Here is a 14,309-nt window from a genome sequence, read left to right on the forward strand (position 1 = left end):
GTCGGGAGGTGACGGCGTGTGGGACGTTGCGGCGTGATGATGGTGGTCTTGCCCGGTTGTGGTCGAGCGCGGCCGAGTTGTGGGTCCGCGGTGTCGAGGTGGACTGGCCGCAAACGTATGCCGGTGACCGCCCGCAGATCGTCGACCTGCCCACCTACGCCTTCCAACACCAGCGCTACTGGCTGCAAGGGTCGGCGAGCGCAGGCGACGCGGCCAGCCTCGGTCTCGAGGCCACCGGCCACCCCCTGCTCGGCGCGTTCACCGGCCTCGCCGCCGGTGGAGAGGTCGTGCTCACCGGCCGCGTGTCCGTCGCCACCCACCCGTGGCTGGCCGACCACAAGGTCAACGGGCAGGTGTTCCTGCCCGGCGCGGCACTCGTCGAGCTGGCCATCAGGGCAGGCGACGAGGCCGGCTGCGGCCTCCTCGAGGAGCTGACCATCCAGGCGCCGCTCATCGTGCCCGACCCCGGAGCCGTCCAGCTCCAGCTGGCCGTGGGCGCGCCGGACGAGGACGGGCGGCGGCAGCTCGGCGTCTACTCGCGGATCCAGGACACGACCGACTGGGTGCAGCACGCCGCGGGCGTGCTGGCCGCGGCCGATGCGGCGGTCCCCGAGCCGGTCGGCACCTGGCCGCCGGAGCAGGCGCGGGCCGTGGCCCTGGACGAGCACTACGACGACCTCGCCGGCATGGGCCTCGACTACGGCACGACGTTCCGCGGGCTGCGGGCGGCCTGGCGGCGGGGCGACGACGTCTTCGCCGAGGTGGCGCTGCCGGACGACACCGACGCCGACGGGTACGGACTGCATCCGGCGCTGTTCGACGCCGCCCTGCACGCGATCTCGCTCGGCGGGTTCCTGGCCGATCCCGAGCCCGGCAGGCCGTACCTGCCGTTCGCCTGGAGCGATGTGGCGCTGCACGCGTCCGGGGCGACGAGACTGCGCGTGCGGATCTCCCCGGCCGGCCAGGGAGCGGTCTCCGTGACGCTGATGGACACCGAAGGGCTGGCCGTGGCCACGATCGGCGCTCTGGCCGCCCGCCCGGTGCCGGTCGGGCCGCAGGACGGCTCCAGTACCAGGAAGCATCGCGACAAGCTGTTCCAGCTCGACTGGGTGACGCTGCCCAAGAACGGCGCGGCCGAGGCGAGCTACGAGATCGTCTCCAGCCTGGCGGCGCTGACCGGCGCCGCGACGGTTCCTGAGCGCGTGCTGGTCGAAGCGCCCGCCGGCACCCGCCTGGCCGTCCACGACGTGCTGGCGGCGCTGCAGGAGTGGCTGGCCGACGACCGGTTCGCGGCCTCGCGACTGGTCGTGGTCACCCGCGGCGCCGTGCCCGCCGGCGACGCGCCCGTACAGGACGTGCATCAGGCCGCCGTGTGGGGGCTCGTGCGGGCCGCCCAGGCGGAGCAGCCCGGCAGGTTCGTGCTGCTGGACCTGGACGACGGCGCGGACGGCACGATCGGCGAGGCCCTGGCGTCGGACGAGCCGCAGCTGGCCGTGCGCGACGGCCAGGTGTGGGTGCCGAGGCTGAGCCGGACCGTACCCGGTGGTGAGGGGCGGCCCGCGTTCGGCGCGGGCGGGACCGTGCTGATCACGGGCGGTACGGGCGGGCTGGGCGCGCTGGTGGCCCGCCACCTGGTGACCGAGCACGAGGTCAGGCGGCTGCTGCTGCTCAGCCGTCGCGGGCCGGACGCGCCGGGCGCGGCCGAGCTGGTGGCGGAGTTGTCGGAGCTGGGCGCCGAGGTGGACGTGGCGGCCTGCGACGTGGCCGACCGCGAGGCGCTCTACGGAGTGATCACCTCGGTCGCGGACTCGCTGGTGGGCGTGGTGCACACGGCGGGCGTGCTGGACGACGGCGTGGTCACGTCGTTGTCGGGCGAGCGCCTGGACCGGGTGCTGGAGCCGAAGGCGGATGCCGCCTGGCACCTGCACGAGCTGACGCGCGGCCTGGACCTGTCGGCGTTCGTGCTGTTCTCGTCGATGGCGGGCGTGCTCGGGGGTGCGGGCCAGGGCAACTACGCGGCGGCCAACGCCTTCCTCGACGGGCTCGCCCAGGTGCGGGCCGCGGAAGGGCTGGCGGCGACGTCGCTGGCGTGGGGGTTGTGGGAGCAGGGCGGCATGTCGGGCGAGCTGTCCGAGGCCGACCTGCGCAGGCTGGCACGGATGGGCGTGGCGCCGCTGTCCGCGGCCGACGGGCTCGACCTGTTCGACGCCGCGCTCCGCCACGGCCGCGCCCTGCTGGTCCCCGCCCACCTCGACATCAGGACCATGGGCGCCCAGGCCGACGCCGTTCCCCCGCTCCTGCGCGGCCTGGTCTCCGGGTCCGGCAGGCGCGTGGTGACCGCCGCGTCGGAGGCCGCGGCCGGGCTCAAACAGCAGCTCGCGGCCCTTCCGCCGGCCGGCCAGCAGGCCGCGCTGCGGGATCTCGTCGCCTCCCAGGTCGCCGTGGTGCTCGGCATGGCCGACCCGTCGGCGGTCGACGACGGGATGCCGTTCCAGGAGCTGGGATTCGACTCGCTCATGGCCGTCGAGTTCCGCAACCGGCTCAACGCGGCCACGGGCATGCGGCTCCCCGCTACCCTGATCTTCGACTATCCGACCCCGGAAGCGCTCGTCCGCTACCTGTCCGGCGAACTCCTCGGCAAGCAGGAGACCGCCGTCCAGGCGCGGGTCACGGCGGCGGACGACGAACCCATCGCGATCGTCGGCATGGCCTGCCGCTTCCCCGGCGGCGTCGAATCCCCCGAGGAGCTGTGGCGGCTGCTCGCCCAGGGCGGCGACGCGATCTCCGAGTTCCCCGCCGACCGCGGCTGGGACCTGGACGCGCTGTACGACCCCGAGCCCGGCAACCGCGGCACCTCCTACTCCCGGCACGGCGGTTTCCTGCACGACGCGGGCGAGTTCGACCCGGGATTCTTCGGGATCAGCCCGCGCGAGGCGTTGGCCATGGACCCGCAGCAGCGGCTGCTCCTGGAGACGTCGTGGGAGGCGATCGAGCGGGCCGGGATCGACCCGACCGCGCTGCGCGGCAGCCGCACCGGCGTGTTCGCCGGCGTCATGTACCACGACTACGCCAGCCAGCTCTCCTCCGTGCCCGACCAGCTCGAAGGGCTGATCGGCACCGGCAACTCCGGCAGCGTCGCCTCCGGCCGCGTGTCGTACGTCTTCGGGCTCGAAGGCCCGGCGATGACCGTGGACACGGCCTGCTCGTCGTCGCTGGTGGCGCTGCACCTGGCGGTGCAGGCGCTGCGGTCGGGCGACTGCGACCTCGCCCTGGCCGGCGGCGTGACGGTGATGGCGACGCCGTGGACGTTCATCGAGTTCTCCCGGCAGCGCAACCTGGCCGTCGACGGCAGGTGCCGGGCGTTCGCGGAGTCGGAAGGCGGCGTCGGGCTCTCGGAGGGCTCGGGCGTGCTGCTGGTGGAGCGGCTGTCGGACGCGCGGCGCAACGGGCACCAGGTGCTCGCCGTGGTGCGCGGCTCCGCGGTCAACCAGGACGGCGCCAGCAACGGGCTGACCGCCCCGAACGGGCCCTCGCAGCAGCGGGTGATCCGGCAGGCCCTGGCGAACGCCGGGCTGTCGGCCGCCGACGTGGACGCGGTCGAGGCGCACGGCACCGGCACCACCCTGGGCGACCCGATCGAGGCGCAGGCGATCCTCGCCACGTACGGGCAGGACCGTCCCGAGGACCGGCCGGTGTGGCTGGGGTCGATCAAGTCCAACATCGGCCACGCGCAGGCCGCCGCAGGAGTCGCGGGCGTCATCAAGATGGTCATGGCACTGCGGAACGGCGAGCTGCCGCAGACCCTGCACGCGGACGAGCCGTCCACGCACGTGGACTGGTCGGCCGGCGCGGTCGAACTGCTCACCGAGGCCCGGCCGTGGGAGCGCGACGAGGCGCCGCGCCGCGCCGCCGTCTCCTCGTTCGGCATCAGCGGCACCAACGCGCACGTCGTGCTGGAGGAGTCGCCGGCCGAGCCGGAGCCCGCGCCCGAGCCGGCGGCCGAGCTGCCGGTGGTGCCGTGGGTGTTGTCCGGCAGGAGCGAGGAGGCGCTGGCGGCGCAGGCGGCACGGCTGCGCACCTGGATGGAGTCGCGCCGCGAACTGGACGTGGCCGACGTCGGCTGGTCGCTGGCGACGGGCCGGGCGGTGCTGGAGCACCGTGCGGTCGTCGCCGGAGCCGACCGCGCCGAGCTGCTGGCGGCGCTGGCGGCGGTGGCCGACGGCAGGCACGGCGAGCCGGCGGTCGAGACCGGCCTGGCCCGTTCGAGGGCCAAGGCGGCGATGTTGTTCGCCGGCCAGGGCAGCCAGCGGGTCGGCATGGGACGGGAGCTCGCCGACGCGTTCCCGGTCTTCGCGCGGGCGCTGGACGACATCTGCCGGGCGATCGACCCGCTGCTGCCCCACCCGCTGCGCGCGACCATGGCCGACGGCCCCGCCGAGGTGCTGGACGAGACGGGCATGACCCAGCCGGCGCTGTTCGCCTTCGAGGTCGCCCTGTACCGGTTGCTGGAATCGCTGGGCGTCGCGCCCGCGGTGCTGGCCGGGCACTCGGTGGGCGAGATCGCGGCTGCTCATGTGGCGGGGGTGTTCTCGCTGGAGGATGCCTGCACGCTGGTCGCGGCCCGTGCCCGGTTGATGCGGGCGCTGCCGTCCGGTGGCGCGATGCTGGCCGTCGCCGCGCCGGAGGCGGACGTCCTGCCGCTGCTCGACGGGTACGAGGACCGGGCCGGGATCGCGGCGGTGAACGGTCCGGCCGCGGTGGTGGTGTCCGGTGACGAGGCGGCCATCGCGGAGATCGAGAGCCGGACGGAGGCGCGAACCCGGCGGTTGCGGGTCTCGCACGCCTTCCACTCGCCGCTGATGGAGCCGATGCTCGCCGACTTCGCCGAGGCGATCGGCGGCATCACCTTCCACGAGCCCACGATCCCGGTTGTCTCCAACGTGACCGGCCGCCTGGCCGAACCCGGGCAGCTGACCGACCCCTCCTACTGGGTCGAGCACGTACGCGGAGCCGTGCGGTTCGCCGACGGCGTCGCCGCCGCCCGTGCGGCGGGAGCCACCGTCTTCGTCGAGCTCGGCCCCGACACCACGCTGACCGGGCTCGCCCAGCAGACCCTCACAGGAGACGAGACCTTCGTCAGCACGAGGGCCAAGGACCGGCACGAGGCCCGCACGTTCGTCCAGGCGCTCGGCCGGATGCACGCGCACGGCGTCACCGTCGACTGGGCGGCGTACTTCGCGGCGGCGCGCCCGTCCCGCGTGGACCTGCCCACCTACGCCTTCCAGCACGAGCACTTCTGGCTCCGGCCAGGACCCGGCACCGGCGACGTCACCACCGCGGGCCTGGGAGCCGTCGAGCACCCGCTGCTCAGCGCGGCGACCGAGGTGGCCGGCGGCGAAACGGTCATCTTCAGCGGGCGGCTGTCGGTCGCCACGCACCCCTGGCTGGCCGACCACGTGGTCGGGGGCAGCGTCATCGTGCCGGGCACGGCGCTGGTGGAGCTCGCCGTCCGGGCCGGGGACGAGAGCGGCTGCCCGCACCTGCAGGAGCTCACCCTGCAGGCCCCGCTGGTGGTGCCCGAGGACGGCGGCGTGCAACTCCAGCTGGTGTCCACGGCCACCGAGGAGCCGGGCCGGCGGGCGCTGGCCATCCACTCGCGGGCGCAGGACGCCACCGAGTGGACCCAGCACGCGCAGGCCACCCTCACGGAGAGCGTGCCTGAGCCCGACGTCGATCTCGCGCAGTGGCCGCCCGCGGGCGCCCAGCCGGTCGCCGTCCAGGACCTCTACGACGACATGGTGGCGATCGGGCTCGACTACGGGCCGACGTTCCAGGGCCTGACCCGCGCCTGGGAGCGGCGCGGCGAGGTGTTCGCCGAGATCGTGCTGCCCGAGGAGGCGCACGCGGACGCCGGCCGGTTCGGGCTGCACCCCGCGCTGCTGGACGCCGCGCTGCACGCCACCGCGCTGGGCGGCCTGCTGCCCCGGCCGGAGGCTGGGCGGCCGTACCTGCCGTTCGCCTGGTCGGGCGTGTCGCTGCACGCGGCAGGGGCGACGAGCCTGCGCGTCAGGCTCGCCAACGCCGGTGGGACCGCCATCACGCTGGCCGTCGCCGACGAACTGGGCGCGCCGGTCGCCGTCGTCGACAGCCTCTCCCTGCGCCCCCTGGCCGCCGCGCAACTCGGCGGCGCGAACCGGGGCGCGCTCCACGAGATCGAGTGGACCCCCGTCACCGGCGCGCCCGAGCAGGAGCCGGTCAGGTGGGCGCTGCTCGGAGCCGACGACCTCGGCACCGGAGCGGCGACCTACCCGGACGCGGCCACGCTCGGCTCGCTGCACGACCCGGCCGACCTGCCCGAGGCCGTCCTGGTCCGCTGCCCGGCCGGGCCCGACCACCACGCCGCCACGCACCGGGCCCTCGAACTGCTGCAGAGCTGGCTGGCCGAGGAGCACCTCGAATCCGCGCGGCTGGTCATCCTCACGCGTGGCGCCGTCGCCACCGCCCCCGGCGAGCGTCCCGACCTCGCCCACGCGGCGGTGGGCGGGCTCGTCAGGGCCGCGCAGGCCGAGCAGCCCGGCAGGTTCGTGCTGCTGGACGCGGACACCGACCAGCCGGACCCGGCGGTGGTCGGCCGGGCGCTGGCCACCGGAGAGCCGCAACTGGCGATCAGAGGCGGTGAGCTGTTGGCGCCACGGCTCGGCAGGGCCGCGGACCTGGCGGACCCGGAGCCGGTGTTCGGACCTGACGGCACGGTGCTGATCACGGGCGGCACGGGCGGGCTGGGCGCGCTGGTGGCTCGCCACCTGGTGACCGAGCACGACGTCAGGCGGCTGCTGCTGCTCAGCCGTCGCGGGCCGGACGCGCCGGGCGCGGCCGAGCTGGCGGCGGAGTTGTCGGAGCTCGGCGCCGAGGTGAACGTGGCGGCCTGCGACGTGGCCGACCGTGACGCGCTCGCCCAGGTGCTGGAGGGCGTCGACGAGCTCGCGGCCGTGGTCCACACAGCCGGTGTCCTGGACGACGGCGTCATCACGTCGATGTCGGGCGAGCGCCTGGACCGGGTGCTGCGGCCGAAGGCGGACGCCGCCTGGCACCTGCACGAGCTCACCCGTGACCGGAACCTGACCGCCTTCGTGCTCTTCTCGTCCATGGCGGGCGTGCTCGGAGGCGCGGGCCAGGGCAACTACGCGGCGGCCAACGCCTTCCTCGACGGGCTCGCCCAGCTGCGGGCCGCGGAAGGGCTGGCGGCGACGTCGCTGGCATGGGGGTTGTGGGAGCAGGGCGGCATGTCGGGCGAGCTGTCCGAGGCCGACCTGCGCAGGCTGGCGCGGATGGGGCTGGCGCCGCTGTCAGCGGCCGACGGGCTCGGCCTGTTCGACGCCGCCGTACCGGCAGGAAGGGCACTGCTCATCCCCGCCCGCTTCGTGCAGGCCCGCACCAGCGCCAGGACCTCCGTACGGCGGGCCGGCACCGGCGACGGGCTCGCCGACCGGCTGGCCACGCTGGAGCCGGACGAGCGCCGCTCGGCACTGGCGGACGTCGTCCGCGGCCAGGCGGCCACCGTGCTGGGCTTCGCCGACGGATCGGCGATCGACCCCCAGCGCCCGTTCCAGGACCTCGGGTTCGACTCCCTGACCGCGGTCGAGTTCCGCAACCAGCTCGGCAAGGCCACGGGGCTGCGGCTCCCCGCCACCGCCGTCTTCGACTACCCCACCCCGGTCGCCCTGACCGAGCACCTCATGGGGTACTTCGCCGAGACGAAGGACGAGGAGGCCGGCATCCTGCGGTTCTTCGCGGAGCTGGACCAGATCGAAGAATCACTCACCACACTCGCCGAGGACAGCACGGTGCGCAGCCGGCTCACCACGCGCCTCAAGGAGCTCCTGTCCGGCCTCAACGGCCTCGGCGGGACATCCGACGTCGTGGACCAGATCGAGTCCGCCTCCGACGACGAGATGTTCGCCTTCATCGACAACGAGCTTGAGATCTCTTGATATTTCGCAGCGGCTGAGAAGGGCTACGTTCGATGGCAAACGAAGACAAGCTCCGGGGCTACCTGAAGCGGGTCACGGCCGACCTGCACCAGACCAGGCAGCAACTGCGAGAGATCGAAGGCAGGGAGCACGAGCCGGTCGCGATCGTCGGCATGAGCTGCCGCTACCCCGGCGGGGTCACCTCGCCCGAGGAGCTGTGGCGGCTCGTCGACGGCGGCGGTGACGCGATCTCCGAGTTCCCCACCGACCGTGGCTGGAGCGAGAACCTCTACCACCCCGACCCCGACAACCCCGGGACGACCACGGCGCGCAAGGGCGGCTTCGTCTACGACGCCGCCGACTTCGACGCCGGCTTCTTCGCCATCTCCCCGCGCGAGGCGTTCGGGACCGACCCGCAGCAGCGGATGTTCCTGGAGTCGTGCTGGGAGGCGTTCGAACGCGCCGGCATCGACCCGGCCTCGGTACGCGGCAGCCGCACCGGCGTCTACGCCGGCGTCATGTACCACGACTACTTCCGGGCCGAGGCGCTCGGCAGCGTCATCTCCGGCCGCGTCTCGTACGCGCTCGGCCTGGAGGGGCCGGCGGTCTCCATCGACACGGCCTGCTCGTCGTCGCTGGTGGCGCTGCACCTCGCCGTCCAGGCGCTGCGGCGCGGCGAGTGCTCGCTGGCGCTGGCCGGCGGCGTCACCGTCATGGCCACCCCCAACACGTTCATCGAGTTCTCGCAGCAGCGCGGCCTGTCCGCCGACGGCCGGTGCAAGTCGTTCGCCGACTCCGCCGACGGCACCGGCTGGAGCGAGGGCGTGGGCGTGCTGCTGGTCGAGCGGCTGTCGGACGCCCAGCGCAACGGCCACCAGGTGCTCGCCGTCATCCGCGGCAGCGCGGTCAACCAGGACGGCGCCAGCAACGGCCTGTCCGCCCCGAACGGGCCCTCCCAGGTCAGGGTGATCCGGCAGGCGCTGGCCAACGCGGGACTGTCGGCCTCCCAGGTCGACGCCGTCGAGGCGCACGGCACCGGCACGACCCTGGGCGACCCGATCGAGGCGCAGGCGCTCATCACCGCGTACGGGCAGGACCGTGACGGCGGCCGGCCCCTCTGGCTGGGCTCGCTCAAGTCGAACATCGGCCACGCGCAGGCCGCCGCGGGCGTCGGCGGCGTGATCAAGATGGTGATGGCCCTGCGGAACGCCACGCTGCCGCGCACGCTGCACGTGGACGAGCCGTCCACGCACGTGGACTGGTCGGCAGGCGCGGTCGAGCTGCTCACCGAGGCCCGGGAGTGGGAGCGGGACGAGGCGCCCCGCCGCGCCGCCGTCTCCGCCTTCGGCTTCAGCGGCACCAACGCCCACCTGATCATCGAGGAGGCGCCGGCCGAGGACGAGCAGGAGGCCGCCGGGCTCGACCTGCCGCTTTTGCCGTGGGCGGTCTCCGCCCGCGACCGGCAGGCGCTCGCCGCGCAGGCGGAGAAACTGGCCGGCTGGCTGGACGAGCGGCCGGACCTGCGCCCCGCCGACGTGGGCTGGTCGCTCGCGACCGGCCGGGCCGCGCTGGACCAGCGCGCGGTCATCGTGGGGGACAGCAGGGACGAGCTCATGGCCGGGCTCCAGGCCCTCGCCGGCGGCGCCGCCGCGCCGGGAACCGTCACCGGCGCGGGGGCGGGCGGCAAGGTCGCCTTCCTGTTCGCCGGCCAGGGCAGCCAGCGGGTCGGCATGGGCGCCGCGCTGGCCGGGGCGTTCCCGGTGTTCGCCGACGCGCTGGAGGACGTCTGCAAGGTCCTCGACCCGCTGCTGCCGCACCCCATCAGGGACGTGATGTTCACCGACCCTGACGGCGTGCTGGACGAGACGGGCATGACCCAGCCCGCGCTGTTCGCCTTCGAGGTGGCGCTGTACCGGCTGCTGACCTCGCTGGGCGTCGAGGCGGACGTGCTCGCCGGGCACTCGGTCGGCGAGATCGCCGCCGCCCACGTGGCAGGGGTGCTCTCGCTCCCCGACGCCTGCACGCTGGTCGCCGCGCGCGCCCGGCTCATGCAGGCCCTGCCCGCCGGGGGCGCCATGCTCGCCGTCGCCGCACCCGAGGAGGACGTGCTGCCGCTGCTGGAGGGCCGCGCCGGCCGGATCGGCATCGCCGCCGTCAACGCGCCGGGCGCGGTCGTCGTCTCCGGCTCGGCGGCCGACGTCGACGAGATCGCCGAGGCGCTCGCCGGGCGACAGGTGCGCACCCGGCGGCTGCGCGTCTCCCACGCCTTCCACTCGCCGCTGGTCGAGCCGATGCTGGAGGAGTTCGGGCAGGTCGCAGGGTCGCTCACGTACCACGAGCCCGCCATCCCCGTCATCTCCGACGTCACCGGCAGGAAGGCGGAGGCCGGGCAGCTCACCGACGCCCGCTACTGGGTCGACCACGTACGCCGGGCGGTCCGCTTCGCCGACGCCGTCACCGCCGCCCGCGCCGGCGGCGCCACGGTGTTCGTGGAGATCGGCCCCGACGGGACCCTGACCAGCCTGGCCAGGCAGACGCTCGACGGCGACGACGCCGCAGCCTTCGTCACCGCCGCGCGCAAGGACCGCGACGAGGCCCGCGCTTTCGCGGAGGCGCTCGGCCACCTGCACTGCCGGGGCGTCACCGTCGACTGGGACGCCTACTTCGCCGACGCCTGCCCCCGGCGCGTCGACCTGCCCACGTACGCCTTCCAGCGCAAGCGCTTCTGGTACATGCCGGGCACCGGCGCGGCCGAGCAGCCGGCCGCGGACTCCGTCGATCCCGAGTTCTGGGCGGCGGTGGAGCGGGAGGACGTGGCCGCCCTCGCCGCCACGCTCGGCATCGAGGACGGTTCCCCGCTGGCCGCGATCCTGCCGGCGCTGTCGTCCTGGCGGCGGCGCAGGCGCGACCAGGACGTGCTCGACTCCTGGCGCTACCGCGTCACCTGGGCGCCCCTCACCGTTCCCGGCGGGAAGCCGCCCGCGCTGTCCGGCACCTGGCGCATCGTCGTCCCCGCGGACAGGACCGCGGACAGGACCGCGGACAGGACCGCGGACAGGACCGCGGACAGGGACGCCGGCAGAGACTCGGCCAGGGAAGCTGGCAGGGACGTGGACGGCGCGGTGGCCTGCGTCGTCGAGGCGCTCGAACGGCACGGGGCCCGGTGCGAGCCGGTCCACGCCGCCGGCAGGGAGGAGCTCGCCGCGCTGCTGCGCGAGAGCGACCCGCCGGCCGGCGTGCTGTCCCTCTACTGCGGCCCGGCCGAGACGCTCGCCCTGATGCAGGCCATGGACGACGCCGGCGTGGACGCGCCGCTCTGGGTCGCCACCGACGGCGCCGAGAGCGTCAGCCGGGTCGACCTGCTGCGCGACCCCGAGCAGGCCGCGGTCGCCGGGCTCGCCCGCGTCTTCGGCCTGGAGCACCCGGGCCGCTGGGGCGGCCACGTCGACCTGCCGGAGAGGCTCGACCAGCGGGTTGCGGGCCGCCTGGCGGCCGTGCTCGCCGGCATCGAGGACGAGGACCAGGTGGCCGTCCGCGCCTCCGGCATCTTCGCCCGCAGGCTCACCAGGGCGCCCAGAACGGGCACCGGTCCTGCGGACGGCTGGCGGCCGCGCGGCACCGTACTGATCACCGGCGGCACCGGTGGCCTCGGCGCGCACGTCGCGCGGTGGCTCGCCGGTAGCGGCGCCGGGCACCTCGTGCTCACCAGCCGGCGCGGCGCCGACGCCCCTGGAGCCGCCGAGCTGGTGTCCGAGCTGGAAGAGCTCGGCGCGCGGGTGACCGTGGCCAAGTGCGACGTGGCCGACGGCGACGCGCTCGCCGCACTCGTCCGCGAGGTCGAGGACGGCGGCGACGCCGTCCGGTCGGTCTTCCACACGGCGGGCGTGCCCCACATCCAGGCGATCACCGGGCTCGCCCCGGACGAGCTGGCCCAGGCCACCCAGGCGAAGATCACCGGCGCGGCCAACCTGGACCGGATCCTCACCGGCCCGCTCGACGCCTTCGTGCTCTTCTCCTCCGGCGCCGGCATCTGGGGCGGCGCGCACAACGGCGCCTACGCCGCCGGCAACGCCTACCTCGACGCGCTCGCCGCGCACCGCCGCGGCCGCGGCCTCGCCGGCACGGCCGTCGCCTGGGGCTTCTGGGACGCCGCGGGCGGCGGCATGACCACCCTCCTCGACGAGGAGGACGCCCGCAGGACCGGCGTCAAGTTCATGGATCCCGCGATGGCCATCGACGGCCTGCGGCAGGCGCTCGACGACGGCGAGAGCAACCTCGTCATCGCCGACGTCGACTGGGCGCGCTTCACACCCGTCTTCACCGCCTCCAGGCCGCGCCCGCTGCTCGACGGCGTCCCCGAGGCCCTCGCGGCCCGCGAGAACGAGACGGAGACCACCACCGAGTCCTCGGAGCTGCGCGCCCGCCTCCTGCCGATGAGCGACGAGGACCGCGAGCGCCTGCTGGTGGAGCAGGTGCGCGAGCAGGTGGCCGCCGTGCTCGGGTACGCCCCCGCCGAGGTGGAGGTGGAGCGGGCCTTCAAGGACCTCGGCTTCGACTCGGTCACGGCGGTCGAGTTGCGCGGCCGGCTCAACGCCGCACTCGGCGTCCGGCTCCCCGCGACCGTGATCTTCGACTACCCGAACGTCAAGGTGCTCGCGAGCCTGGTCCGCGACGAACTGCTCGGCACGCAGGCCGAGATCGTGCCCGCGAGCGGAGCGGGCGGCCCCGTCGCCGACGACCCCATCGTGATCGTCGGGATGGCCTGCCGGATGCCCGGCGGCGTGCACAACGCCGACGACCTCTGGCGGCTGGTCTTCGAGGGCAGGGACGCCATCTCCCCGCTCCCCGACAACCGCGGCTGGGACGTCGACGGCATCTACGACCCCGACCCGGACGCCCCGCTCGCCTCGTACACGCAGGACGGCGGTTTCGTGTACGACGCGGGCGAGTTCGACCCCGCGTTCTTCGGGATCTCACCGCGTGAGGCGCTGGCCATGGACCCGCAGCAGCGGCTCCTCCTCGAAGCATCGTGGGAGGCCATCGAGCACGGCAGGATCGCCCCCGCCTCGCTGCGCGGCACCCGTACCGGCGTGTTCGTGGGCGCCGCCTACGAGGAGTACGGCCGCAACTCCGACCAGATCCCGCTGGAGTCGGTGGGGCACCTCGTCACCGGCACGCTCAGCAGCATCGTGTCCGGACGGGTCGCCTACACGCTGGGCCTCGAGGGGCCGGCCGTGACGGTCGACACCGCCTGCTCGTCGTCGCTGGTCGCGCTGCACCTGGCCGTGCAGGCGCTGCGGAACGGCGACTGCGACCTCGCGCTGGCCGGTGGCGTGACGGTGATGTGCAGCCCTGTCGGGTTCATCGGGTTCAGCCTGCAGGGCGCGCTCGCCAGGGACGGCAGGTGCAAGTCCTTCGCCGGCGCGGCGGACGGCTTCGGGCTGTCGGAAGGCGTCGGGATGCTGCTGGTGGAGCGGTTGTCGGATGCGGAGCGTCTGGGGCATCGGGTGCTCGCCGTGGTGCGGGGCAGCGCGGTGAATCAGGACGGTGCGAGTAACGGGTTGACGGCGCCGAATGGTCCGTCGCAGCAGCGGGTGATCCGGCAGGCGTTGGCGAATTCCGGTTTGTCGGCGGCTGAGGTGGATGCGGTGGAGGCGCATGGCACGGGTACGACGTTGGGCGATCCGATCGAGGCTCAGGCGTTGTTGGCGACCTACGGCCAGGATCGGCCGGGGGATCGGCCGTTGTGGTTGGGGTCGGTGAAGTCGAACATCGGTCATACGCAGGCGGCTGCGGGTGTGGCGGGTGTGATCAAGATGGTGATGGCGCTGCGTCATGGGGTGTTGCCGAGGACGTTGCATGTGGATGAGCCGTCGCCGCATGTGGACTGGTCGGCCGGCGCGGTGCAGCTGCTGACCGAGCCGCAGCCGTGGCAGCAGAACGGGCATGCCCGCCGCGCGGCCGTCTCGTCGTTCGGGATCAGCGGCACCAATGCCCACGTGATCATCGAGCAGGGCCCCGCCACGGAGCCGGAGTCCGAGTCGGCGGATGGGCCGGCGGATGGGCCGGTGGATGAGCTGGTGAATGAGCTGGTGAATGAGCCGGTGAGCGAGCCGGTGGATGAGGCGCCGGTGGTGCCGTGGGTGGTGTCGGGTCGCAGTGTTGAGGCGTTGCGGGCTCAGGCGGGCCGGTTGGCTGATGCGGTGGCGGGTGTGCGGCCGGTGGATGTGGCGCATTCGCTGGTGGTGTCGCGGTCGGTGTTCGATCACCGTGCGGTGGTGGTCGGTGCCGATCGGGATGAGCTGGTGGCGGGGTTGCGTGAGCTGGCCGGCGGTGCCG

Annotated in this window: 2 protein-coding genes; both read left to right on the forward strand. The window is 74.3% G+C overall.

Features of this window, described 5'->3' with window-relative positions:
* Positions 1 to 98 precede the first annotated feature (98 nt).
* Positions 99 to 7,991 carry a type I polyketide synthase gene (locus tag E1292_RS53140; RefSeq protein WP_220447376.1) on the forward strand — a complete coding sequence of 2,631 codons (7,893 nt, stop codon included), beginning with the start codon at positions 99 to 101 and terminating at the stop codon, positions 7,989 to 7,991.
* Between the two features lie 32 nt (positions 7,992 to 8,023).
* Positions 8,024 to 14,309: type I polyketide synthase (locus E1292_RS54580; protein WP_132605913.1), on the forward strand; the 6,286-nt coding region annotated here is incomplete at its 3' end.

Source organism: Nonomuraea deserti (assembly GCF_004348685.1).
In the GTDB taxonomy this organism is placed as follows: domain Bacteria; phylum Actinomycetota; class Actinomycetes; order Streptosporangiales; family Streptosporangiaceae; genus Nonomuraea; species Nonomuraea deserti.